14 protein-coding genes and 4 pseudogenes are annotated in these 24,768 nt (G+C 59.8%); 11 read left to right on the top strand and 7 right to left on the bottom strand.

What is annotated here, in order from left to right; genetic code table 11:
* Nucleotides 1-113: 113 nt before the first annotated feature.
* Nucleotides 114-7,505 carry a YncE family protein gene (locus tag AB4Z43_RS28665; protein ID WP_441939972.1) on the bottom strand — a complete coding sequence of 2,464 codons (7,392 nt, stop codon included), beginning with the start codon at nucleotides 7,503-7,505 and terminating at the stop codon, nucleotides 114-116.
* Between the two features lie 558 nt (nucleotides 7,506-8,063).
* Here AB4Z43_RS28665 and AB4Z43_RS28660 point away from each other — a divergent pair.
* Nucleotides 8,064-9,215: a helix-turn-helix transcriptional regulator gene (locus AB4Z43_RS28660; RefSeq protein ID WP_441939970.1), complete on the top strand. Its 1,152-nt coding sequence runs from the start codon at nucleotides 8,064-8,066 to the stop codon at nucleotides 9,213-9,215.
* Nucleotides 9,216-9,272: 57 nt separating this feature from the next.
* Nucleotides 9,273-10,254: pseudogene (locus AB4Z43_RS28655) on the top strand (IS481 family transposase).
* Nucleotides 10,255-10,627: 373 nt separating this feature from the next.
* On the opposite strand, the pseudogene AB4Z43_RS28650 reads toward AB4Z43_RS28655, so the two are convergent.
* Nucleotides 10,628-10,848: pseudogene (locus AB4Z43_RS28650) on the bottom strand (IS110 family transposase); the annotation flags it as partial.
* A 228-nt stretch (nucleotides 10,849-11,076) separates the two neighbouring features.
* Here AB4Z43_RS28650 and AB4Z43_RS28645 point away from each other — a divergent pair.
* Together AB4Z43_RS28645 and AB4Z43_RS28640 are read left to right on the top strand one after the other, a co-directional pair.
* Nucleotides 11,077-11,358, top strand: coding sequence for a hypothetical protein (locus AB4Z43_RS28645; protein WP_441939968.1), 282 nt, complete (start codon nucleotides 11,077-11,079; stop codon nucleotides 11,356-11,358).
* 267 nt (nucleotides 11,359-11,625) lie between these two features.
* Nucleotides 11,626-11,799: a hypothetical protein gene (locus tag AB4Z43_RS28640; protein ID WP_441939966.1), complete on the top strand. Its 174-nt coding sequence runs from the start codon at nucleotides 11,626-11,628 to the stop codon at nucleotides 11,797-11,799.
* A gap of 337 nt (nucleotides 11,800-12,136) precedes the next feature.
* Here the strand turns inward: AB4Z43_RS28640 and istA are convergent.
* Nucleotides 12,137-12,880: pseudogene (istA, locus tag AB4Z43_RS28635) on the bottom strand (IS21 family transposase); the annotation flags it as partial.
* A gap of 529 nt (nucleotides 12,881-13,409) precedes the next feature.
* On the opposite strand from istA, the gene AB4Z43_RS28630 reads away from it, so the two are divergent.
* Together AB4Z43_RS28630 and AB4Z43_RS28625 are read left to right on the top strand one after the other, a co-directional pair.
* Nucleotides 13,410-13,895: a Crp/Fnr family transcriptional regulator gene (locus AB4Z43_RS28630; RefSeq protein WP_441939964.1), complete on the top strand. Its 486-nt coding sequence runs from the start codon at nucleotides 13,410-13,412 to the stop codon at nucleotides 13,893-13,895.
* 537 nt (nucleotides 13,896-14,432) lie between these two features.
* Complete coding sequence (locus AB4Z43_RS28625; RefSeq protein ID WP_441939963.1) at nucleotides 14,433-14,654, top strand: hypothetical protein; 222 nt, start codon at nucleotides 14,433-14,435, stop codon at nucleotides 14,652-14,654.
* A 1,161-nt stretch (nucleotides 14,655-15,815) separates the two neighbouring features.
* Here the strand turns inward: AB4Z43_RS28625 and AB4Z43_RS28620 are convergent.
* Nucleotides 15,816-16,961, bottom strand: a complete 1,146-nt coding sequence (locus AB4Z43_RS28620; protein ID WP_441939961.1) for an extracellular catalytic domain type 1 short-chain-length polyhydroxyalkanoate depolymerase — start codon at nucleotides 16,959-16,961, stop codon at nucleotides 15,816-15,818.
* 977 nt (nucleotides 16,962-17,938) lie between these two features.
* Here AB4Z43_RS28620 and AB4Z43_RS28615 point away from each other — a divergent pair.
* Together AB4Z43_RS28615 and AB4Z43_RS28610 are read left to right on the top strand one after the other, a co-directional pair.
* Nucleotides 17,939-18,172, top strand: a complete 234-nt coding sequence (locus AB4Z43_RS28615; RefSeq protein WP_441939959.1) for a helix-turn-helix domain-containing protein — start codon at nucleotides 17,939-17,941, stop codon at nucleotides 18,170-18,172.
* A gap of 1,325 nt (nucleotides 18,173-19,497) precedes the next feature.
* A complete protein-coding gene (locus tag AB4Z43_RS28610) occupies nucleotides 19,498-19,854 on the top strand; it encodes a hypothetical protein (RefSeq protein WP_441939958.1) in 357 nt (118 codons plus the stop codon).
* Nucleotides 19,855-20,005: 151 nt separating this feature from the next.
* Here the strand turns inward: AB4Z43_RS28610 and AB4Z43_RS28605 are convergent, their stop codons facing one another.
* From AB4Z43_RS28605 to AB4Z43_RS28595, 3 genes are all read right to left on the bottom strand, one after another.
* Complete coding sequence (locus AB4Z43_RS28605) at nucleotides 20,006-20,413, bottom strand: hypothetical protein (protein ID WP_441939956.1); 408 nt, start codon at nucleotides 20,411-20,413, stop codon at nucleotides 20,006-20,008.
* A gap of 72 nt (nucleotides 20,414-20,485) precedes the next feature.
* Entirely contained in the window at nucleotides 20,486-20,863 is a 378-nt protein-coding gene (locus AB4Z43_RS28600; protein WP_441939954.1) for a hypothetical protein, read from the bottom strand.
* Entirely contained in the window at nucleotides 20,860-21,162 is a 303-nt protein-coding gene (locus tag AB4Z43_RS28595; protein WP_441939952.1) for a hypothetical protein, read from the bottom strand. The genes AB4Z43_RS28600 and AB4Z43_RS28595 overlap by 4 nt, the downstream gene beginning before the upstream one ends.
* Nucleotides 21,163-21,484: 322 nt before the next feature.
* Here AB4Z43_RS28595 and AB4Z43_RS28590 point away from each other — a divergent pair, with 322 nt between their 5' ends.
* The 3 genes and pseudogenes from AB4Z43_RS28590 (at nucleotide 21,485) to AB4Z43_RS28580 (ending at nucleotide 24,705) form a co-directional block, all read left to right on the top strand.
* Nucleotides 21,485-21,874 carry a response regulator gene (locus AB4Z43_RS28590; protein ID WP_441939950.1) on the top strand — a complete coding sequence of 130 codons (390 nt, stop codon included), beginning with the start codon at nucleotides 21,485-21,487 and terminating at the stop codon, nucleotides 21,872-21,874.
* A gap of 475 nt (nucleotides 21,875-22,349) precedes the next feature.
* Entirely contained in the window at nucleotides 22,350-23,216 is an 867-nt protein-coding gene (locus AB4Z43_RS28585; protein ID WP_441939948.1) for a class I SAM-dependent methyltransferase, read from the top strand.
* Nucleotides 23,217-23,623: 407 nt separating this feature from the next.
* Nucleotides 23,624-24,705, top strand: a pseudogene (locus AB4Z43_RS28580) (IS630 family transposase).
* The last annotated feature ends 63 nt before the right edge of the window (nucleotides 24,706-24,768 follow it).

Here is a 24,768-nt window from a genome sequence, read left to right as displayed (position 1 = left end):
GCTTTGCAACTATCGAGCCCGCTTACGAATGCAGCTGAAACCTCGTTAGGAGCGCAAGTAAATAGCAACATTGCGAGGAGTGAACGGACTGGAATCGCCATGATTGTCATCCTCTAGTTGACGTTGCTTCTTGGGAGACATTTTCCGTTCATCTCGAAGTATCCTGCTGGGCAGCCTTGTGCGGGTGGCGGTGGCGGCGGTGTCACCGGAATGATCTCGCAATAGGCGCCGTATTTGCTCGGCTTCGTCAGCACCTTGTATCCACTCGGGCAATCATGCACCTGCGTCTGTGGCTGGGTATGCCGACCAATTCGGCACATGGCGTAGCTGGTCACCAACCTTCCATCCGGACATGTAATCTGCCGCGGTTCCTGCGGTTGTGGTTGAGTATGGCGCCCAATGCGGCACATGGCGTAGCTCGTAACCACTCTTCCATCCGGGCATGTGATCTGCCTGGGTGGCTGCTGTTGCTGTTCCTGATCGCGCACGCAACGACGGCCAACAAAATGCGTTCCTGTCGGACAGCAATTGGGGTAGGTCCCCACCGGCCTTCCGGCCGGGCATACAGCCGGCTGAGATGGCCGCTTCACACACAAGCCTGTATCGGGGTCAAAGAACTGGTTGTCCGCGCAAACCTGGATCTGCTTTGGAGGACGGCAGCGCCCGTGCCTATCCAACTCCGTACCGCTGGGACAGCAGTTCGGATAAGTGCCATTGGGTCGATCGGGGGGACACACTTTCAGCGTGATCTTCACACAAGCGTCGCGGCGCGCGGTTGTGCCCGTCGGGCAACTCACACATTTGCCTGTGGAGCGATCATGCACCATGCCCTGGCTGCACAGCGGGGGGGCGACGGCTGCCCGCTTGCACACGCCATTTTTAAAGGACGTTCCGGCGGGGCAGCAATTCGGGTAATTACCAAGGGGTCGATCCACCGGGCAGGTCTTTGCCCTAACAACGGGCGCAGGCTCTGTATCGATCGGTTTGCTTGGATATGCGCCACCGCCCCCGGCCGATCCTGCTACGCAAGCGCCACCATTCCATTTGGTTCCCGCAGGGCACGCGCAGAAGCCGTTATTGTTCAGAGTCATGCCGAATTTGCATTCCGCGGGCTGTGTCGTCGCAAGCGGTGCAGGGGTGTCATTCGAGATGCTTGGTGTCGCGCCACCGGTTCCCTGTCCGGCGCATTGCAGGCCATTCCATTTGGTGTTTGCAGGGCAAGCGCAAATGCCGCCGGTCATTGTCATACCGTTCCTGCACTGCGCAGAAGGCGCCGGCTTCTCCACGGCGATTTGCGCGCACGATTTGGCTGCCGCCTGCTGCCCATCAATATTCGCGCAGTTGTTTACGAACTTCGCATCCCCAAGTGAACCCGGCAATGGCTGCAGTGACAGCAGCAAGTCCACCGATGCGCCTGCCGTCAGGGGGCCTGGATGATTGCACTGCATGCCGGGGGCTGCCGAGCCGATGCAAACCCACGGCGCTGCTGGCGAGCTCGCAAATTTGTATTGCGTCATCGGTGCGGCATCGGCCGCCATCAGGTCAAAGATTGAAATGCCGGCAGGATAAGCTTGGGCAGATTTGTTGGTCACGGTGATCTTGAAGTCGCATGGCTTCGCCTCGCCACAGGTTTGTGCCACGGCAGTCTTGGTGATGACCAAATCGGCCGTCGTTGCGGGCGGGGCTGGCTTGGCCTGCACCGACACGCAGGATCGGCCGGTCGAGGCCTTGGCAGTGCCGTCTGACACATCTGCGCAATTTGAGAACGACCCCGGCGCAGCATCGGCCGGCAGTCGCACAATCATGTCGAACGTCTTGGGCCCAAACTCGCTGCCATCGGCGGCATCGAGATCAAGCCGGACCGGACCCGGCGAGGTGCAGCTGAACGGAATCTGGGTCGGCTGAGCGGCGCAGGGCAGCGGTGGATTTATGGAGACGATTGGTGCCGAAGCAAAGCCGGTGAGCTTGTCCGAAATCGTCACGGGTGCATTGTGGTCGATGGGGCCGGGGTTGAACAGCCTGATCTGGAAGTGGCAATCCGACCCCGCCAGGCAGGATTGATCGCCGGTTTTGGTGACTTTCACGGAAAATGGATCGAGCGCGACGAAGGCGCAACCTTTGTCATCGCTGACAACGGTGCCGGGATCATTGCCCAACCCCTTGGCGCCGGGCGGAATAGCCAACGCGGCGCAATTTGTCAGCGTATTGTCTTTCTTCCAGGTCGCGGCACCCGGTGTCACATTGATCCGCAAGGAGTCGACTAAGCGTCCTCCCGGCTGGATTGTGACCACGGGGTGATCGCACTTCAGCGAGGTTACGCCTGAGCAGGACCAGCCCGGGCTTTGGCTTGGCGTAAAGTCCATCTTTTCCGGCAGGCGCTCCTGGACGGCCTCCGTCAAGTTGATCGGACCGGTAAAGGGGGCGTCGCCTAAATTCCTTACAACAATGTCGAAACTGCACTGCCCGCTGACCGTGCAGCTCATCGGCTTTGCGCCCCCTGCGGTCGCAACCGACTTCTTGACCACGAGATTGGGTTGAGCGGGCAGCTTGCACTTTCCCTGGTTGGCAGGGTCAGGAATCACGCCCTGCATCGTCGCCGTTGCCTTGGCAGGCGCCTGGGCAGGATCGCCCGCTTCCAGCGTTGCCGTATTGTCGAGTTGGCAGGGCAGGCCCTTGGCATCCCGTGGGATGGTGACGGCCAATGGCAGGCTGATGCTGGCCTGCGCATCGATGCTGGCATCGCGGTTGTTGCAACTGTTGGCCACGGGATTCAGGGGGTCGGGTCCTATGCAAGTCCAAGGCGGAATGGAGGCGACCCCCGCTCCCAGGCCATCGAGGCCTGGCATAGCTTCGTTGATGGTGATCGGACCTTTGAACGGTGCGTCCCCCGCGTTAGTGATCGTGATGCTGAAGTTGCATTCAAAGCGGCTCTTGCCGTCGTTGAGCTTGCAATCATCTGCTATTTTTTTGAGCGTCAGCTTGGCCCCCTTTGCCGGCGGAGGAGCAACCGCTGGATTGAGAGTGACCTCGGCGCAGGACGGTTCAGGTGCCAGGTTGCCATCGTTTGGGCCTGGCTTTGTGTCGATCGAGGCGCAGTTCCGGAACGTCTTGGCGGTGGCCTTCGCCCCCGGCGCGAAGCTCAATTGCAAAGCCAGGCCTTCGGGCGGCACCGGACCAGGATTGGTGCAGGTGATCGTGTCGCCGTTGGTGCAAACCCAGGACGGCGGAGTGGCCACGAAGGGTTTGTTGGCCGGCAAATTGAGACCCGCCAAGTTGTCTGGGGTATCCTTGACCACGATGGGGCCAGGATGGTTTGGTGTCTTGCTCGTGACCTGGATGTTGAAGACGCAGAGCTGTCCCGCCGTGCAGTCTGCCGCACCGGCCGATTTCTGAACGGTCAGGCCGTTGCCCTGGTCCTGCGGGGGGCCATTGGCGTTGGCCGCTTCAACGGGTGGTGGTACCTGTTCAACTGGCGGGGGTCCCTGTACATCCGGTTGGGCAGCCTGCTGGTCCGGCTTCGCGATGTCCACCACCGCGCATTGCTCGGGGGCCGGATCGCCGGCCGCGGCGTCTGCACCTGGCTCTACGCCTGCGCCGCCGCCGCCAACTTCAGGCGGCAGAACGCCGCCCTTCGCCTTCACTTCGGCAAAGCAGGCCGCAACGATGGCGCGCATCGGCTCCTTGAGTTTCCCCAATTCGTCCTGCGACGCCAGCGGAGTCTTGGTCATGCACTCCTGCTTGATCGCGGCAGCGTCAAGCACCGCCGGTATCCCGGCTTTGGCGGCGCAGTCCATTTGACTGATCATGCCGAAGGTCGCGACCTTTTCCTGGGCAAAATCGTCGCACAGTGTGTCGTTTAATTTCGCCTTGTCGTCTGCTGCCTTCTGACTGTTGGCCTTGCATTGTGCCAGAAGGTCCGAACGCGCCTGCTTTTCCGCATCGAGCGTAGGATTGGCGGCGCTGCCCTGGGCCATGCAGAAATCGATGTGCTTTTGCCGGTCCAGCGTCCACCGTTGCGCAGGCCCCGCAGGCTGACAGCCTTCATGTCCCAGGTTCGTCATCGAACGAACCGCTTCGTCTGCATAGGCCTGGCAGAACTTGCTGCTGGTGCACTTGAACCACGGCCCGCCGTTATTTTGGAATGAGAGCACATGACCAGAACCGTCGGTGGCGCGCGCTCTGATGCGGCCTCTTACCTTGCCATCATCGTCAATCGTGCCTTGATAGTGGCCGGATGAGCCATTGCTCCATGCAACGTCGATATTAAATGTATTGCCCGACATCTTGCCGCTGACATTGCCGCTGACGGGACCGTTGTCTTCGATGAACGTGGCCGACCCTGTTACATTTCCTCCTAGATCGACATTCAGCGGCGCGAAGGCCACACTGAGATGATCGCTTTGCTGAATATTGAAGCCACTAGATTTGCCGTTTGTCGGCCGCCACGCCGTGCAATCCTTTGAAACCGCATTGACCCCGCCAATGTTGCCGCCCGGATCAGCGACGAAATGCAGCAGGCCGCCTCCGCCAGCGAAAGACCCCGGGCGGAAGCTGGCATAGCTCATCGGCGGATTGTTTCCGGAAGGTTTTAACAGCATCGCCTTCTTCTTCGGTGCCACTGGGGCGGCCGGCGCTGCGGGTTTTACGGCGCAGTTCTTCAGGCTGGTGGTGCCGTCGGGCAGATCGAGATCGAAGGTAAGCGGCAAAGTTTTCGACTCATGCGGGCCGAGGCCCTGGGCGCCGTTGCCGAGGGTGCAGTTGAGGGGCGGTCCACCCTTGACGCAGCTGAACGGTGCGGGTATCGGCGCGTCGGAAAGCTTAGCCCCCGGGATATCGAGGGTGTCGGTGAAGGGTATGGGACCCGGCACCGCCGCGTCGGTGGTGTTGGTCAGCGTGATCTCGAAGGTGCAGGGGCCAACGAGCGGGCAACTCGCCGGGCCTTTCTTCGAGATGACCACCGGCCCCTTCTGGAAAGGTGCATTGGGATCCAACGGAATGGACGCGCAAGCTTGTTGGGCCGCCTGCTCACCGCCTTGCGCCGCCTGCCCCGCAGGGGGGCCTGCCGGCTCCGGGAGCTGGTTGTTGTCCTCAAATGCCACTGCGGCCTTGGCCTCGCCGGCAAGTGGGCCAAAGCTGACGACGGCGTGGTTTTGCACGAACTGCGCGGCACCGCCCTCGACCGTGTCGACCTTGAAACTTGCCTTGACCACGCGGCTCTCTCCGGGAGCGAGGGTCACATTCGGTTCCTGGCAATTCAGCTCCCGGCCATTCGGCGTGCAGACCATTCCCCCCGGCTTCAGGATAGAACTGGCGTCGTTCTTGGCCTGGCTCTGACTGCCCACGGCCAGCGTTTCATTGATCGTAAGCGGACCAGTGATTGGCACCGGTCCGGAGTTGGTGACGGTCACGGCGAACTCACAAGTTCCCTGGGTGGGCGAGCAACTTCCTCCCGTCGGTGTCGACGTGACCGCGAGGCCTCCGGCATTGCTGGCCACCGGCGGTGGCAGCGCCACCGCCGGCTGCTGGTTCTGGCCTTGCTGGATCGGGGCCTGGGGTGCAACGGCACCGGGCAATGCGGCGCAGTTCTTGATTTCCTTTACGTCCGGCGCGGTGTTTGGCGCGAAGACCACGCGCATCGAAAGCTTGCCGTTGGCGGGAACAGGGCCAGGATGGGTGCAGGTAAATGGCGCCGCCTTGGTGCATTGCCAGGGAGCATTCGGCTCACCCGTGAGGGTGGCCTGCGGGGCCTCAATCAGTTCATTGATCACAATCGGCCCGGCGACTTCGCCGCCATTGTTGGTCACGTCGATATTGAAAGCGCAGCCGCCCTTGGGATTGCACTTCGCAACGCCAGCGGATTTCGTGATGGAAAGAGTGCCCGGTGCGTTGGCCTGATCCACAGGTGGAAAAGGTTGGTTGCTGCCGTTGTCGACCGGTGGGAAAGTTTGGTTGCCGCCGTTGTCCACCGGCGGCATGGGCTGTCCATTGCCACCCTGAGCCACAGGCGGGAAGTTCTGGTCCTGCACGGGCGGTATTGCCTGATTTGCGTCGGCAACGGGCGGGAAGCCGCTTGAGCTGTCGCAATTTGTCAGCGCCGCGACGCCGCCAGCATGGCCTCGCATTCCTTCGACATCTTGATTAGGGTCAATTGCGATGAAGCCGGCGTCCAAATCAGGATCAGGCGCTGTACCCCATTGGTCTTCTGGCCCGATCTGTACGCCGTGGATTATCTTCTGCGGCCCCAACGCGTCACCGGAAACCACTAGGGTGCCGGAACAGCTGGCCGTGTCCAGCGTACCGTCCGGCTTGTAAGCATATTGCAAGGCCGCGCCGCCACTGGTGTCTGCATGCTCCTCGTTCTGGCCGACCGGATAGGTGGCAGCTTCCAGAGTCCACTTTGAAGGCGTGTTTGGGTCGTCGGGCGTCTCGAGCACATAACGCAGGACAGCACTGGCACCTGGCTTGGCGAATGCCGAAAAATCACCCTTGTTCAAAATTTCGTTGCGGAACGCAATGATGGCGCCCTCGCCATCAAATACGATAGAGCCCACCACATCGGAGGAGGGATCGCCGGCGCCGAATTCGATACGGGCATCGTCCTGGAAAGATCCGTCCGGCCCGAGGCCGATCGACCAGATGCTATGATCCCCGGCGGTGGCATAAAAGAGCCTGCCACTATGAACAGCGAGAGCCTCAATGCGGCGGCCCACCGGTGTCATGCCCCAGGTTTCGGGCTTGGTGGGATCGAAATTGGGAGAGTCCAGTGTGATGGTACTACCATCATCCGGGATGGCCTCTTGCCCAGCCATCGGCCGGCCTTTCAGCCCGTGATCGAATTGCGCCACATGCGTGGCCGTGTTGCCCACATATTGGTGAATGAGGCCGGTATCCAGATCAGACACATAGATAGAGCGGCTAACCGGATCGAAAGCTATGCCGCCGATACCCTGTCCAGTGTTCGTTGCAATTTGCGCGTAGAGTTTCAGGGTTCCAGTCGCGGCATCGATCTTCCAGATTGCGCCGCCGCCACCGCCCGTTGCGGGGCCAAAGAGCCCGTCCATAAATTTGGCGCCCGGCGCGCCAGTCGTCAGTCGGTCGGGTTTGCCGTCGTTATCCTTGTCCGGTCCCACGATTTGAAGGCCGAAGGCGGAAGTTGCAGCCGCATAAAGGCCAGGCGAACCGTGCATGTCCGGTGGCAGGTTGTCGAAGGCTAGACCGAAAACGTGGCCAATTTCCCTGGCCTTGAAGGTTTTCCGGGCGGGAAGCGCGATCTGCTGGTCTCTGACCGGCTGTTGAATCTGGCTCGCGTCCAGGATTTGCAACGTGACGCCGTCGGGATCAATCACGGTTTTGGTTGCCGGATCCACACCTGGTGGGAGCCCGGCGGCTTGCAAGGTTACCCCGGCAAATCCAGATGCAGCGATGTCTCCGATATGCAGAACGTTGTCGTCTGCCCGCGAGCCACTGCTGATGCAGAGTGCAAGCGGCAGAAACAGGAGCCACATGAGCGCCTTGACGCATGGTCGCCGGGTTGTGCACAAAGCAAGAGTATGGCGGCCCATCATGCAGCTCCCCTAATCTTTCCGGGATATTCTGCTGAGACTCCCATGATCTGCCCTCCACCAGATGGTGGAGAGCCTTGGCTGCTCGCCTCGCTTAACCCGGAGGTGCCGCTGGCCCCCGCACTGCCGCTCGCACCGAAGCTGGTGGCGTCGCCCGAGGATCTCCAAGTCGCGACAAATGCAATCGCCAGTTCTCTGGCCACCGGACTGGTGTGGGCAGCCTGAATTGGCGTCGCCTCGATAGAGGAGGCCGCCGCTGCAGCAACGCCTGCAAAGCTGAAAACACCATGCCTGAATTTCATCGCTGAACCCCCGTTCACAAGGGAGATCATATCGATGAAGACAGTCGCGTGGCATCACCCCTAGGGGTGATCACTGAACTCGCTCAGGTTCCTATGAACGCAGTTCGGCGGCTCCTTTTGTTGTTCGCTTCCTATTGTCTATGGCAGTCTTCGTGCCGCCAATCTATTGTCCGTTCCGGTTCTCTACGGGCGGGCGAACATGGACAGTGTCGATATCACGTTGATTGAGCTCATCGGCGCCATCTATGACGCGGTCATTGAGCCTGACAAATGGTACGACGCGCTGGACCGGATACGGCTGCACTTCCGCCTTCACAATGTCATGATGGCGCTGAACGACATACGCGCCCAAACGGCATCGCTTTCTGTCCTGGTCAATATCCCGGACCATTGGGCAGCCGCAATGGCCAAGCCGGAATATAACGCGGAACTTATCGACTTGCTCGGAGGTCCGGAGAGCATTGAGGGCATGCCGCTCGAGGAACCAATTAACGTCATGAGCGTGACCAATCAACTGACGCTGGAGTCCAACAAGTACTACCTCGACCTCGCCGCGCCAGAGGGGATAATCGACAGCATCGGCATCTTTTTGACCCGGGACCGCTTCCGCATTGGCAATGTCGGCCTAGGTCGGCATCGGGACGAGGGACCCATTACCGAAGACGTCCTAGCGGGGCTCCGCGTCATCGCCCCACACCTTCGGCGTGCTGCTTTGATCACGGGCATCCTCGATGAGGAACGCAGGCAGCGCACGATGTTCGAGACGGTCGTCAACGCTGTGCGTTCGAGCGTGGTCATTGTCGATCGTCGTGCGAACATCATACATGCCAACGCTGCTGCTCGCGAGGCGATGGCGAACCGCAATCCTCTGGTCGATCGCGTGGGTCGCCTGGATATCAAAGGCGAGATCGTGCCCGGCGGGCTCTCCGCGGCAATCCTCGCCGCCGCGGAGGGTGACGGCCCGCTCGGTCGGCGCGGCATCGCGATCCCCGGCACGGGAACCGACCGCGAGCCGTTCGTAGTGCACGTGCTCCCGCTGGGCGGTCGCTCCGTGCGCTCCGGAGTTCCCGGCGAAGCGGTCGCCGCGGTGTTCGTCGCCGAGCGCGGTGACGACCCGAAATACGTTCTGGACGCGGCGGCGATCCTCTACAACCTGTCGCCGGCCGAGACGCGAATTTTCGAGCTCACGATCAATGGCCGAGACAGCGATCAGATTGCCCGGACCCTCTCAATCTCACCGAACACGCTAAAGTCCCACACGCGACATTTGCTCGAAAAGACCGGGCAACAGCGTCGGGTCGACCTGCTCCGCCTCGCAGCGTCGCTGAGGCCCGCTGTAAAGCAGAGTTAGCTGTTTGATCCCAGGCTTTGATGGTTCATCATTGTCGTCCGAATCAAAGGATGCGCTATGGGCCAGATTCTGCATGGGAGCGCCACAACGACAGAGGCGATCCGTCGAGCGATACAACATAGTCAAGCGAGCCTGAGGGCGCTTTCGAAGCGCTATGGCATCAACCCCAAAACAGTCGCGAAGTGGAAGAAGCGGAGTTCGACCGCCGATCTGCCCACCGGCCCCAAGGAGCCGAGATCGACGCTTCTGTCTGTCGAGGAAGAGGCCGTTATTGTCGCCTTGCGCCGCTACACGCTGCTGCCGCTCGACGATTGCCTCTACGCGTTGCAGCCGACGATCCCGCATCTGACGCGCTCTTCATTGCACCGTTGTCTGCAGCGCCACGGCATCGGCCGATTGCCGGATGTCAAGGGCGACAGGCCGGCGAAGAAGAAGTTCAAGGCCTATCCGATCGGTTTCTTCCATATCGATATCGCGGAGGTCCGAACCCAACAGGGCAAGCTACACATGTTCGTCGCCATCGACCGGACCTCGAAGTTCGCCTTCGTCGAACTGCACGAGAAGGCTCCGACAGCCATTTCCAAAGAGTTCTGCTACGCCTGATCGCGGCCGTCCCCTACAGGATCCACACCGTTCTCACCGACAACGGCATCCAGTTCACCACGCCAGGCGCTGGCGGTTCGGCCGTTCCGCTGATCAGGGAAGTGGCGAGATATTCCGAGCCCATGCCTTCGAATACGCCTGTGCCAAGAATGATATCGAACATCGAACCACAAAGCCGAAGCATCCATGGACCAACGGCCAGGTCGAGCGCATGAACCGCACCATCAAGGACGCAACCGTCAAGCGGTTCCACTACGACGATCACGACCAACTACGTAGCCACCTTGCTGACTTCGTCGCAGCCTACAACTTCGGCCGCAGGCTGAAGACCCTCAAAGGCCTCACGCCCTACGAGTTCATCTGCAAGGCATGGGCTTCCCAGCCCGAGCGCTTCACTCTCAATCCGCTCCACCAAATGCCGGGACTAAACATCTAGGTGTTTGATCTGGGCTAATTTGGGCGCCAGCGTCCACAAGCATATTCACGGCCGATGTCCGCCTTAAGGAAACGGCACAGCCAGTCTCAACGTCCGACATGCTGAGGGTTTCGGGTGCCTTCAGGCGTCGTCTAATCGCAGCCGATAATCCAAGCCCTTTTTCAGCCCTTTTTGCCGCACGAAGTGTCGTATGCCGGGAGCACGGTCGTCTTCGCAGTCGATATGATGTCGCTGCATGATGGGTCTCCACGGAACGGCCCTTCCACTGTATGAAGCGCACGCGTCAAGATGGCTTGACGGTGCAACGCCTGTTCTCGGAATGGGCCAGCTCACGTCCCGGCAGGGACGTCTCGGCGCAATCGACGGTAAAAATTTATGCTGTAGGGGTCGTCCGACTGAACAGTTCACCTGATTTCAGCATGGCATGCATGATGACCGCCAGCTTCCGGGCGACGGCGACAGCGGCCCGCTTGACCCGAGTTTCTCACGAAGTTTGAACCCCCAGGCTCGCAATTCACTTTCCGCATAAGTGCGCGTCAAGATCGCGGTCGCGGCCTCATATAGAAGAGCTCGCAGATTGGCGTCACCGCGTCTAAAATTGATATTAAGTAATCCATCTACGAACCAAAACTTCATTTGCCCGTAGTGCTGCTATCGAGCCGGCGTATCCTCTGATAAGCACATATAGGACTTGCGTTAAGCGCGACGAAAATTTAGCAATGTTGAGAAATATTCACTTTTTACTGGTGAAAGTCGCGTAATCTATCTTATGGAACTTGCAAATTTTTGCGACACATAGTTATTTTCCACGATCTAACCCTCGTGCGGTTGAAGACGGAAAAGCACCAGGTGCCTTCAGGATTGGGGCGAAAAGAGGGATTCCTTTTGCGAGCCGCCGAGAAGGAGGTGCCTCTTACCGCGCTTTGTCAGGGAAATGCGTGGCTGGACCCGGCTACGCCCAAGGACCACCTGAAAGACATTCTCAGCCACGACATCGACGGACAACTGCAGTTCAATCGCGTTGGCCGCGACGTCAACTCGACCCTCATTAACAAGCAGCCCAACGACCATCCCGCATTGGTCGGGCCGATCAATCCCCTATGAGCGATGAACCAGCCAGACTTGCCGAGGCATGGTAGCTCCGTTGCGCGAAAGCCAGCGAATTCAGAACCACACTTGCGAGCACGTTGGATGTGGCATGCGCGCGCCGTTCGGCTTCGCACGATCACTTTGGTTCTGTCGCGGGCATCGGGCCGACGGCGATCAATATCTCTTGGGAGGAAGGCACTAATGACCCACTCGAACCTTCGCCGATAATTGCAGCAGGCGTCCGACCGCATCGCAGACGTTCCCCGCGCTGATCTTCAAATCATGCTGCGACGCGCCGCGCTGGTAATCCGAAACACCGGCGGCATCGATCTCGATCCTGGCGTTCAGGATACGCTGTCTGACATCGCAGTAGAAATGGGGCTGACGAGATCGGATCTGATCAAGACCGTCGCTATCCGCATCGCGGGCATTGTCAGTTCTTCGGGTTCGGCGTAATCGATCTCTGCCGCTAGGCGCTACCCAGCCTCGAGGAACATGCATCCGCAATCGAACGCTCGGAATGTGCTTCGTCAGACGCTCGACTTCTCAATGATCGCCTTAGCCAGAGCTTCGCCTTCGTGGATCGGTTCGGAGCCATAGAGGCCAAGGACGGCTTCCTCGGATGGCAGCACGCCGGGCGAGCATACGCTTTTTACTCGCTTATGTCTCAAAACTGGCAGAGTTCAATTGAATTGCTGTGTATTATTCCGCTGTTGTCTTCAGGATGGGAGCCATGCCCCGAACATCCTTCGCCAACGAGCTCGAGAACGCCGCCGACAGCATCGCCGACATGGATGGAGCCGTTCTCATGCGCGATGCCGCGATTGTTGCGGGAAGGGGTCATGCCGTAGTGGCCGCACAGTTCGTCGTAGCGGCGCGTCAGGTCCTCCCAGGCGTCCTTGTCCAGGTTGCGGAATGCCGCCGAGAGGCTGTCGCTGCGATGCTCGCGGGGAGCCCCGCCGAGAGACCACAGCGCGTTCTGCAGGCCTTCCGCCAGGGCGACGAAGCTCTCGCCGCCGAGCACGACATGAGCATGCTCGAAGCCGGAATAGGCGAGCCGGAAATGATAGAGCCGGTGGTCGAGCGGCTGGCCGGCGATCGTGATGCCGGCTTTGCCCATGTCGGTGAAATCCGACAGGCCGAGGCGGCCGGGCTCATGCACCTGTCGGAAGATGACCTCCTGCTCCGCGCCGTGGACGGCGCGCCAGGAGCGGACGCGCCGCTCCAGCGTGCGGCGAATGCCGTTGCCCAGATCGGGGTGGCGGCGCAGCATCTCCTCGAAGATAGCTATCGCGCGAATGCCGGGCGCCGCTTGCAGCATCGGCATGACCTCGGTCTGAAAAATATCGGCAAGCGGATCGGCACGGCGTCGTTCCCGCGGCGCCTTCTTCTGCGAGGGCAGCTTCGAATACTTCTCGATGCGATAGGCCGTGGCTGTGCTGATCGACGCCTTTGCCGCCGCGACGGCTGTCGAATTGGTCTGACGGAACTTCATGTAGAGCCTCATCTGGTGATCGGTTACGTGGCCGCCGGGCACAAAGTGATTCCTCCAAATCGGAAAAACCACCGGCACTGCCCCAACGCCAGCTAGCCCTCCCTCTCGGGTTTCGCTCATGCCGGGCAACCGGCACGCCGTCAGTGGCTGGATTAATCTTTTCCGGACTCTTCGGCCCATTCGGTGTACTGTCCCCGCATCAGCGATCAACGCAAGGGCATCGCTGGCTGTGAGCGACCAACATGCTTCCACCCCAAGCCGGAGGAAGCCATGGGCAGTTCCCACACCTCAGCGATCCGTATTCTCCATCAAAATGACCGGGTGTGGCAATCGCCACATGACGAGCCGGAATGCCCCTACAGGAACCTGCTGCTGCGGCTCATGAGTACGGCAGACCTGGCCTTGCTCAAGCCGCACCTGCGCAAGGAACGTCTCCTGCTCAGGACGCAACTCGAAACCGCAAACACCCCGATTGAGACCGTCTATTTCTTTGAGGCGGGTATCGGCTCGGTGGTGGCGAAGCTACGGCCAGAACTCGACGCCGAAATTCGCGTCATCGGTCTTCGAGGGTATGACCGGCTCGGCACTGGTCATGGGGTGCGACCGGTCCCCGCACGATTGCTACATCCAGGTGGAGGCGGAGGTCCTCGGCATGGACGCAACGCCATTCGCGCAGGCGCTCTCGGACAGGCCCACCCTGCGGCTCTTTCTGCTGCGCTACGTCCATTACGCCCACGTCCAGACCAGCTATACCGCCCTGGCCAATGCCAGGCTGAAGCTTGAGGTCCGGTTGGCGAGATGGCTGGTCATGTGCGACGACCGCATAGCGGGCGACCGGCTGCCGGTGACCCATGAGTTCCTGTCGGTCATGCTGGGTGTGCGGCGGCCTGGCGTGACGGTGGCGCTTCAAGTGCTGGAGGGCCGCGGCCTCATCCGGTCCAATCGTGGCGAGGTTGTTGTCCGCGACCGAGATGGCCTCATCTGTTTGGCGAACGGCTCATATGGCCAGCCCGAGGCCGAGTACGCGCGGTTGGTTGGTGAGCCGGCATCGCCATGACCTTTGGAGAACGGCGGCGTTACCTGGGCGAAACGTCGCACACCTCCCACCTGGAATTCTTGACTGCGATCGTGGGCCATTATGAAAACGCCGACTCGTTGCAGGACAGGATCGTCGAGCGCGCCCGGCGCGCAGGTCTACCCTCAACAGCCGACGAAGTCCTGCTGGATTGCTTGCGCCGTTCCCTGTGTCGGGCCCGCATGGCATTGGAGTGCGAAGACGGCCAGGTCGGACGCTGTGACGATACGCACCCGGCCTCGTCACCAAACGCAAGTCGGCCCGACTAGTGTTCTTTGAGGGGTGAACACGAGCCGGGTCTCACCGCTCGAACTGAGCGGCTGGAACGAGCTTAACCCGCCCTGCTCTCTCTGACGCCTTTGGTAAAAACCGTACAGGCGTCAGGCCGAGACTCATCGAGGGTAGCACCCTATATTTGTCTCTGATGGCACGCACCAGCGAGGTCTTATCCCTGCTTGTGTGAGCCCTACCCGGCGAATCCGCCCTCAAACACGCGGTCTTTGTGAAGGGAGAGCGCTCATGTTGCCATTGCCTCACGCCGTCGATGCAGAAGTGCTGGCCGAGATCGATAGGCAGTTGGATCAGAACCCCGGCATGACACCCGTGCCGGTTCACAAGCTCGCGGCGAATATCCGGTTACGGACAAAGAGCAAGCTTCCCATTGCAGCCCTAGAGGGTTTGATTGTCGACGAGGCCGGGTGTCGCCACCTTCCCATGCTCTTTGAATCTCCGCGACCGTGATTTCGACGGCGCTGGCCGCGCGACCTGAGATCTCGGCGGCAACGACCATGTCCGCCCGAGGTTCGCGCCTCCGTTCATAGGCGCTGGATCAGGGCAATCGGCTCGGACTATGCCGCCCTTCGGCCGCTGGCTCTGAAGGGATGGGCGAGATCCAAGGCATCTGGCCGGATGCCTCGTTCAGCCTGGCCCCAAGTGACAGGATGGGCAATGGGGAAGCCGGCCGCGCTCGCGGGGAAAAAGCCCCCAACGGCGGGTTTTGCCTCGGCCGTTAGGAAGATAGTCAAGAAAGATACGGCTTTTTCGGGCTGCGCGGCCTCTGACAGCTTTATCGGTTGGGATCGGCATCCACGAGGCATTGAGCCAGCGATCTCGCAAGTTGCCCCGCCGGTGACCTTCGGCCAACTCTCCAAGCCAGCCGCTTCCAAGATGCTGCGGAGCAAAAGCGCGGCCTCGATCACCACTTCCACGGAACGCCTTCCCCGGGATCGAGGTCGAGGGCAAGCCGGTCGGCACTCCCGATATCCTCATTGTGGCTTTCGGCATCCATTCGACCAAGTCAGGCAGACCATCGAGATCATCCCCGGACACCTTCGCCACCTTCTCACTTTTGAACCCGAAGCTGGTGCACCGAAGCCGGGATCGGAGGCCGTGGCCGCGTATGATAGAAGGTGGCGGCGAAGGCGTGGCGGACCAGCTTCAGGGGCGTCGGCCAAGAATGGGCCAAGGCCCGATCGCGTCGCGCGGGCGATCGAGATTGCTCATGGCCGTATTGAGCCTAACGTCTTTGCTACATCTCCATCAAAATACAGCCGCGCTAAGTGACCGCATGCTGCGGCGTATGAATCACATTCGGTCCCATCAGGTAGGGCATCTTGATAAGTCGCCGGCACCTCAAACCGCCAGGCATGGACCTTCTTTTGCTGGCCCGATGAATAGTCCTGCACGCCGACAATCAAGATTGGAGAGGCATTTTTCCCTCCGGGTGGCACGAACCGATAGCGCTGATTTCCCATTATCATTCGCCTATCCTATATGAGTCGTGCGACAGTCTGTTGTCGTTGAAAGACGGCAATTGCGCCCGAGATATCGATGGTGGGCGCTTCGTTCAGCAGGGTCCAGACACGGCCTTGACAAGGCCACAAAAAGCTCCGCCACAACAATTCAGCGCATCAACCCCGCCGCGCGCAGAGCATCTTCGATGACCTTGGAAATCCCGTTCGCCGCGCTACGCGCATTGGCTCGCTCCGGCGTGGGATCGATACGGGCTGGCCGCGATTTTTCCGTTGGTGCAAAGGACTGCAATGCGGGAGCTGAAGTGACCTCGCTGGCTTTGCCTCGCACGTCGGGCTTCGTCAATTCCCAGAAGCGGGCGATGTGGCGTGTCGAGGAAATCCCAACATCCAGCATGAAAGGCCCTGCTTTGCCCAGACCATCGCCGCCGCCAGTTTGCAGTGGCGTTCCATGCCCCATCCCGGCAATGGTGAACGCCTCGACCACGTCGCGCCCGTTGCTGTCGCTCCAGACTTTCCGCGTCTGGCCGTTGATCTTCTCTATGCGTGTTGGCTTTTCGCCGAGGTTGTGCACGCCTTGCCACTGCGCCAGGACCGCGTCCGCATTGGCTGGCACGACGGTCGCGTCGGCCGAGCCCTGCCACAGCGAAAGTCGCGGCCACGGCCCCTTGTGCGGCGAGGCGGCCCGCAGCAGGCGCTGGAGATCGGTTCGGGACGGACCGCCATGGCCGCGCATACGGTCGAAGGCTTCGGGGATGGTCGAGGCAGTGCCATAGGCAAGCCCGGCAATGATCGCGCCGCCGGCAAACAGTTCCGGATAGTCCGCCAGCATCACCGCCGCCATGGCGCCGCCGGCGGACAGGCCGGTGACAAAGATCCTCTTGCGATCGAGCCCGTGCGTAACGACTACCGACTCGATCATGTGGCGGATGGACAGGGCCTCGCCGCTGTCGCGCCTGATATCGCCTGGCACAAACCAGTTGAAGCAAAGATTGGGGTTGTTGGCGCGCTGCTGCTCGGGAAAAAGCACAGCAAAACCATGCTCGGCGGCGAGCTCGCTCCAGCCCGCGCCATGATCATAGCTGGCCGCGTTCTGGGTGCAGCCATGCAGCACGACGACCAGCGCCGCCTGCCGGGCCAGGGTCTTCGGAAGATAAAGCCGTGCGCGCAATGCGCCGGGATTGGACCCGAACCCTGTAATTTCGGACAAGTGAGCGTCGTTCCGTTCCCCGGAACCGGCTGCTGACCGCGCGTGCATCGCGCTCAGGCGAGCGATCGTATCCGATATATTTCGCAAGTCGGTGTCCTTGTGCGCCGGAATGGCACGGTCGTGCACAACGCAAATGCAGCAATATCGTTGCTGCAGTGCACAATAACAATCCGTCCCGTCCGTCCGGGAACCTGGTAGATTGAATTGCGCGCTCTCGGTGAGGCGAACTCAGAGGCCCAGCGCTAGTCGAGCCTAGGTTATGCGCGGTGGAGGTTCGCACTTTTTACGTGCTTCCTGGAGCGCCTCGGCTGGATCCTTGATCACTTTCGTTTTCATGATCTTTGCCGCCGTATTGAGCACGCAGTCGATATAATCGTCGTCCTCGTCTGCGACGGCTACGCCGATCATAGCCGCTGTGGCAAGAAGGATGGCTGCAGCTAGTTTGATAACACCCTCCTGCCGAGGCCGGTATTCCGTCAACCTAGAGCGGGCCATTCGCGCTATGCACATCAGCAAATTTGAAGCGATTCTTTACTCACTCCGCCAGACCTGAGCTTATGCAGTATCGTGGCCTCTACCAGCTTCAGACCACCAATAAACTTCGTCAAGACCGCTCTCGCTGCCCTGCGAACAAGCCGATGAGCGACCAGACCTCGCTATGCGCTCGCTACATCTTGTAGGGCTAGGTATCTTGGTCGTTGTCTGGCCCAGTTTCCGAGAGGCGTTCGGCGACTCTGACCGATTCATGGGCGAGGCTCGCGCCGCGACGCTCCGCGCGCGCTCGCTGCCTCACCGTGACGGGCTTATCTGTTCTCTTAGTCGCTCCTCGCAATCGAGTTGATCAGGGCATCTATGGCCGGAATGAAAGAAAAGCGACGTCAGCGCACCCTCTGGAGGCTTCTCCACATCGTTTGGCATCGCAGGCTCGACGAACTTTAAACGCATGCCCTGACCCACGCCCGRCAATTCATTAGACTAAGCTAAAATAGCTCCGGAACATTTTAGACGAATCGAAAGTTCTAGCGTTGTCGAAACTCTGGACGACCTTACGAGGGGCCATTCGAATGGTTACGCCACAACAAATCCGCAGTGCTCGCACCATCTTGGGGTGGACACAAAAGGAACTCTCAGAGGCCGCGGGAGTCTCTGTTACATGCGTGGCCAATCTTGACCGTGGAGCAACAACCGGCCCTCACAGGAGTACCGTTTCCGCACTTCAGCAAGCACTTGAGGCGGGCGGCGTAGAGTTCATTGGCGAAACCACGATCATTGGCCGGGGCGTCAGGCGTCGAACTTGATCCCAAGCGGCGTGTTCCGCGCGCCATGCCGCCGAGCGTCCCGCGTGCGACTTGGCGCATGCAAATCTTAGCGAAATGGCAATAAGCGATTTGAGAATGGCGTTAGGACACCGCGTCCCCAAACGTCAGGGCTATACGCCAAGCGATGAAGACGCACTGATGAAGGCACTCCGTCGATACACCCTCTGAGGGCTAGGACGGTCGTGCTGCCGACCGATAGAAAGCTCGGCATCCGCACCACAGGGCCGTTGACCTTAGCGGATTGCTCACGACCGCAGTCGTAAGTTCTTCTTGGCAAGACTTGGGGCGATAGGGTCGCGGAGGTGCACGGACTAGGAGAGTTTCGCCGTCGAGTTGATGCGTAACGGCAAAGCGGTAGAGCGAGCCGAGGTTCAGGCCGAAAATTCTGTTACGGCAGCAAAGACGTGGGGACCAGTAACGATCCCGCACGGCGAAGAGCCTGACATTGGCGAATGGATCAGGGTAACGCACCAGACGGCAGCACGACTTGGTTTGAGGCGGATCGTTGAGACAAGGTGATGACAGCAGAGCCGCCAAGCGTCCAGAGGTTGTGAGGCCCGGCGATGCTGAAGCCGCGAGCGCTGGAAGCCCACTAAAGGACGATCTCGGCCCGGGAGCCTGCAATCGTCGGATGCATCATACCGGCAGGACGAGCTTCAGGCGGATACCGCTGACGCAGCATGATCGAGCGCTGGCGTAGATGATCCCAACGTAAGCCTCCGCCCCAGCCAAATGGCCAACCCGCTCGAAAACGCGCTCGGAGAATGCAGCCAGCGGACTGTTACCAGGAACACGACGCTTCCAACGGCAAGACCGGTCAATAGGGGATACATCGGGTATACACCGAGAGGGGCCGAGATCGACCAAGCGACAAACAACCAAAGGTCGTTGAGCAGATAAAGACTATAGCTAATACGCCCCAAACACACGACCGGATGCCAGTTTAGGAACCGTATATTGGCCAGCTGCGGGATCCGTAGTACACGGAACCGACAAGTCCCCCACTTATCACCGTCTGCCCAATCGCGCTCCGAACGCCACCCAAGTTGGTCAAGCGATGCAAATATCGCAGGCGGCATTTCAATCGGTTTGCAGACAAGAGCGTCAATTGGGCTGCACGAAAGCAGAATCATCACTGCTGAGGTTGCCGGGTCCATTTTCGAGGCTCCTTTGGACGAACGCGGATCTACGGCCTTTGTTGCACCTCCGGGTGCCAGCTGCCTCACAGTGGCGGGCTGTTTCGCTGAACAGGAACCTTACGCAGCGGCTAACCGTTAAGAACTGAAATAAGGAGGTTGAGACACATGGCCGACGAACAGAAAGAAGCCGCCGCACCGAAACCGACGCAGCGCGAAGCTCAGGAAGCCTTGGAGAAGCAGGTTGCGCAGCTGAAGCGCGAGATCAACAAGATCAATCGATCGCTGTCCGAGCGCGCACAAGACGTCGTCGAGGAAGCAGCCGGCTGGTATGACAGCGCAACCGATCGCGCAGGACGTACAGCCCAGGCGCTCCGGACCGGGGCTCAATCCGTCTCCGGTGCCGTCCAAGACAATCCGGGTACGGTGTCGACGGTCTTCATTCTCGGCGCCGCATTAGGTCTCCTATTGGGCCTAACCCTTAACGCTAGTGCGCCTAGTCGGGATCGCTGGTTCTATAAGTGACCAAAGATCCGCCACTGAAAACGGATGCGAAGAAAACACCTGTCCATCCTCGTTCCGACAAGGAAACGGCGACAAGAAATCCTGAGCGGCGCTATGCTTCGACGGCCCGCTGCGTCGCGGGTGGCGAGCTTGTCTTCGCTAAGCGGCCGGTTCAGCGCGTGGCCGGCGATAACTCAGACGCCGAGCGCACGCTGGCACTTGAGAAAACCATGAAGGCGAAAAGCAGCACCGCAGCTGCCACGATTAGCGAGCCGACCGCGACGACCGGCTCAAGAGCGGTATTGCCTTGCAGCATCAAATACAGGGCCGGCAACATCACCACCAAGCCGACGTTGTAGAGGCCGTAGTGGACCATTGCGAGTTTCCGCTCTGCCTTAGCCGGGTTAAGGGCGTAGTAGCCGCCGAAGATTGCGCTTGTGACCCATCCGAGCAGATTGATATGTGCATGCGCCGGAAAGGCGCCGTGGTCGCCCGAAATCGCCATCTGCAAGCCAGCGGTAATGCCCAGAATGAGCCAAACGACGGCCGTCTTAAAGAAAAGATCCGAAACCTTAGGCATGACACGTCCTCCCAGAATGCCGATTCCAATGCGATGATATTAGGGCTTCCTAAAAAGGCGATGCAATCAAAATCAAAGCCATCCACAAAAGTCCCGCCTGACCGTAGCGGACTTTTCATTTGGGGGCATAGCGGGACTAGCGAAAGCTGTGGTGTGCCTTGCGCCCTCGGCGCGGAAAGTGCGATCGTCGACGGCGAAATCATAGTCTTGAAAGATGCGGGCTTGTCGAACTTCGGTGAGTTGCGTCTTCGCGATATGCCGCTCAAAGACCGCCGCGCTGGGCTTTACGCGATAATTCCGCCCGGCCTTCGCATCCAATTCAGCGATGCGCTCCCCCGCGATGCGAAGGCGATCTTCGAACTGGTCGACAAGGCCGGGTGAAAGCATGGTTTCGAAGCGCAAAGACTGTAAGTATCGGAGCGGCAACTCGACGGCCTGGCTGAAGATCAAGGCGTATCGACGAATTCGAACTGCTCGGTGTGGAGCGCGAGGCGGGCAAACCATCCTTTGCCCTGATGGCAGAGCGAGGCACGGGGCGCTATGTCGGGTCGGCGTTCATCACCTGGAACCGGGAAATGCGCGAGCGGCTCTGGCAGCGCGTCCATGACCACGCAGAGGTCGCTAAAGAATTCGGCGGCGAGCGTTCGCCACTTGGCCTTGGGAATGTTGTCTTCAATGACGAGTCTTATGAATGCCCTGCGAAGGATCTCGCAGTCAAAAGCCGATACCGCCATCCCTGGCTGGTCCATGATGCCAACCTCCCATCTCGGCGGGAGCGCAACGAACTCCCAATACGGTGCTTTGGCAAACGAGGAGGGACGCATCGAGATCCGATGGGACGTTCTTGGGTCAGATCCAGAGCAACAGCTTGCACTGCATTGGGAAGAGAGCGGCGGACCAGAGGTCCGATCGCCGAGCCATAAAGGTTTTGGCAGCCGTCTTCTGGCGCGTGCATTGCATAGCGAATTCAATGCAGAGGTAGCGCTCTCGTTCCACCCCGCCGGGGTCGTCTGCGAAATCAGCTTGCCGATGGTATAATCGTTCTTGCCGCTTGTAATGAGGATCGAATTCATGGGCCATCTAGCCACGAAACTTCGCGTTCTTGTGATTGAAGATGAGGCGATGGTTGCTTTTCTGGTCGAAGACATGTTGACAGAAATGGGACATGAAGTCGCTGCTGTGGCATCGCGCATGCAGCAGGGTCTTGACCTTGCCCGGACGGGGGCATTTGATCTTGCGATTGTCGATGTCAACCTGGACGGTCAGCCTAGCTATCCCATCGCTGACGTCCTCAAAGAGCGCGGCATATCTTTCGTTTTCGCGACCGGTTACGGCTCGCAAGGACTTGATCCTGCCTACGTTGGCAGTCCTGTTCTTGCCAAGCCATTCGCGATTTCCGATCTTCAGAATTTGTTGCTGCAACTCCCAGTGAATCAGCCAAGGTCTGGGCCGCCAAATTGACGATCGTAGCGATGCTCGGAGGGGGTATTTTGGTTGCGATGCCATTCATCTATGGCCGCAACCCGTCAGCGCCGCTTGCTGGCCGGCGACACCTATGCTGAGAGTGCAAAATTACTGGCACTTGCGGGCGATGTGTAGGCTCGACGACAGGGTGGGCCGCGGCACCAATTGCGAGCAAGAAGTCGCAGCGACTGGGAAATGACTAAGGTGAATCCTCTGCCGCCTATTTAGCAACTGCAAAAGGACGACCAGGCTGCGGCGTGGCGGAGGCCAGTGCGGTGGCTTTTCGGCAAGCCCACGAACTCACGATCAAAAATCCACACACGGCGGGGTTAGTGCCGATACGGTCGGCAACTTTCAATAGCCAGCTAGGGTGGAGCAGCCTCCCTCCATTGACGCCAGGGCCTTTCGCTGCAAGGATTACTTTAAGGATTTATTTACCACACCGTAGCCACGGCGTGAACAGGAGGTTTGATTGGAACCGTATTTGGGTGCGAACCGTCTTAATTGGGATGATCGAGCCGAAATCCATTCGACCGATTCTACCGGCAGCTATCAGATCGAAAATGTCCTGGCTGGCGGGTCCAACCTCTACGAACTGGAAACGGGCGAGGTTGGTGATATTGTCGGCAAGGACATTATCCATTTGCAGTGTCATATCGGGCTGGACACAATCAGCCTGAAGCATCTTGGTGCGGGCAGCGTTACCGGTCTCGACTTCTCGCCGACAGCGATCGCGGCTGCGCGGGATTTCGCTGCGAAAGCGGGCACGGATGTACGCTTCGTGGAAGCGCCACTATTCGAGGCTGTCGAAGCGCTAGGCAGGAAATTTGATATCGCGTACGTTACCTGGGGGTCGGTAAATTGGTTGGACGACGTGTTCCGCTGGGCGCGGATTGTTAGCGCTCTTCTGCGACCGGGCGGGCGTCTCTACATGGCAGAGGGCCACCCACTAATGTTCCAGTGTGATCGCAAGGCTGCAGCGCTGGAGTTCAAACACGACTGGCGAACGCCGATAGCTAGGCCGCTCGCCTGGAATGAGGATCTAACCTATACCGGCGACGAACGCATTCTGAAACATTCCCGCTATTATGAGTGGATCCACCCAATTAGTGACGTAGTAAATGCGCTAATTTCAGCTGGGCTGACGCTCGACTTTCTAAATGAACACGACAGAGTATCGTGGCAGCACTTTTCGTTCGCGGTGAGGGCAGGCGCCAATATGTACCGCTTGCCAGAGGACACTCCCAAGATCCCGATGGCCTACTCCATAGGCGCGACCAAGAGGAGCGTCGGTATGACCCCATTTCTTGTTGCTCCGACGGTCTCCGAGGCACACTAACAAATCGGGGTAGGCCTCTGACTCCCTCTGTAAAGAACATCCAATTGATGCGGGCGGCACTTGCATTTCGTAGGTTGCAACAACGGCAAGGAGGCATTGCGGCTTTCGATACGGCGATCGACACCCATGGCAGCACCAGACCTCGATTTCTATCTTGTTCAGCCAGCTGGCGTGCTTTGGCGTGTGTGGCGCTGCAGGCGCCCGAGGATGCGCCGCGCCCCGAGGCGGGAGCGTCTGGCACCGCCAAGCGGGCATGTGGGTCGCCAGATTGGCCGTACCAGGGTGATTCTCTCAACTTGCGGATAATGGACATCGAGACGACGCCCAGGGACCACCTAGTGGATTGATCGAGACAAAGGAGTCCCGCAGGGATTCCACCCTGGAGCGTGGCACGCGAGGCTGCCGGGATGCGCACAGGTATCGGCATCGACGTAACGGCATCGGGATAGGACGCGGCTTGAGGCGATCGTTTTAGCGCGAAGTTCGCCCCAGAAGCATGTCTGGCGTGCGCGGATCATCCTGCTGACCGCCGATGGTCTGGGCATCGTGGCGATCATGGCGGTGACGACCAAATCCAAGACCTGTGTATGGCGCTGGCAGGAGCGTTTCATGGCCGAAGGTGTCGATGGCCTGCTGCGCGACAAGACTCGGCCGCCTGGCATTGCGCCTCTGAAGCCGGGGGTGGTCGACAAGGTCGTGGCGCTGACGCTGGAGCCGCCCGATCACGAAGCGACGCACTGGACCGTCCGTGCAATGGCCAAAGCGGTCGGCATCGCGGCGTCTTCGGTTGTGAAGATCTGGCACGACCACGGTCTTGCGCCACATCGCTGGCGTCGCTTCAAGCTGTCCAATGACAAGGCCTTCGCCGAAAAGCTGCACGACGTGGTTGGGTTCTACGTCTCCCCACCCGCCCATGCCATCGTTCTGTCGGTCGACGAGAAAAGCCAGATCCAGGCGCTTGACCGCACCCTGCCGGGGCTGCCCCTGAAGCCTGGCCGTGGCGGCACGATGACGCACGACTACAAGCGCCACGGCGCCACCACCCTGTTTGCCGCGCTCAACGTGCTTGATGGCTCGGTCATCGGGCGCAACATGCAGCGCCACAGGCACCAGGAGTTCATCCGCTTCCTCAACGCAGTCGAGGCCGAACTCCCGGCCACCAAGGCCGCCCACGTCATTCTCGACAACTACGCCACCCACAAGCAGCCCAAGGTCCTCGCCTGGCTGGCCAGACACCCACGATGGACCTTCCATTTCGTGCCAACATCGTGCTCCTGGCTCAACGCCGTCGAGGGCTTCTTCGCCAAACTCACGCGCCGCCGCCTGAAATACGGCGTCTTCCACTCCGTCGTCGATCTCCAGGCCGCCATCAACCGCTTCACCACGGAGCACAACCAAGAGCCGAGGCCCTTCATCTGGAAGGCCGACTCCCGACGAAATCATCGCTGCCGTCAGGCGCGGGCACCAAACGTTGGAATCAATCCACTAGCTGTTCTGCTGCTCGTGTAAGCCAACCAGAGAGGTAGAAACTGCAAAGTTTTGCAGATCATGA

The sequence above is a fragment of the Mesorhizobium sp. 2RAF45 genome (assembly GCF_052115225.1).
Lineage (GTDB): Bacteria > Pseudomonadota > Alphaproteobacteria > Rhizobiales > Rhizobiaceae > Mesorhizobium > Mesorhizobium jarvisii.
Note: the sequence above shows the minus strand (reverse complement) of the source record. Positions and strands in the feature narration are given on the sequence as shown.

Excerpts from the sequence above, each read along its gene's own strand:
- AB4Z43_RS28615 (WP_441939959.1), top strand. The coding sequence starts at position 17,939 with ATGGTTACGCCACAACAAATCCGCAGTGCTCGCACCATCTTGGGGTGG.
- AB4Z43_RS28605 (WP_441939956.1), bottom strand. The coding sequence starts at position 20,413 with ATGCCTAAGGTTTCGGATCTTTTCTTTAAGACGGCCGTCGTTTGGCTC.
- AB4Z43_RS28640 (WP_441939966.1), top strand. The coding sequence starts at position 11,626 with ATGCTGCGACGCGCCGCGCTGGTAATCCGAAACACCGGCGGCATCGAT.
- AB4Z43_RS28660 (WP_441939970.1), top strand. The coding sequence starts at position 8,064 with ATGGACAGTGTCGATATCACGTTGATTGAGCTCATCGGCGCCATCTAT.
- AB4Z43_RS28665 (WP_441939972.1), bottom strand. The coding sequence starts at position 7,505 with ATGTGGCTCCTGTTTCTGCCGCTTGCACTCTGCATCAGCAGTGGCTCG.
- AB4Z43_RS28625 (WP_441939963.1), top strand. The coding sequence starts at position 14,433 with ATGTTGCCATTGCCTCACGCCGTCGATGCAGAAGTGCTGGCCGAGATC.
- AB4Z43_RS28630 (WP_441939964.1), top strand. The coding sequence starts at position 13,410 with ATGACCGGCTCGGCACTGGTCATGGGGTGCGACCGGTCCCCGCACGAT.
- AB4Z43_RS28590 (WP_441939950.1), top strand. The coding sequence starts at position 21,485 with ATGGGCCATCTAGCCACGAAACTTCGCGTTCTTGTGATTGAAGATGAG.
- AB4Z43_RS28595 (WP_441939952.1), bottom strand. The coding sequence starts at position 21,162 with ATGGACCAGCCAGGGATGGCGGTATCGGCTTTTGACTGCGAGATCCTT.
- AB4Z43_RS28610 (WP_441939958.1), top strand. The coding sequence starts at position 19,498 with ATGGCCGACGAACAGAAAGAAGCCGCCGCACCGAAACCGACGCAGCGC.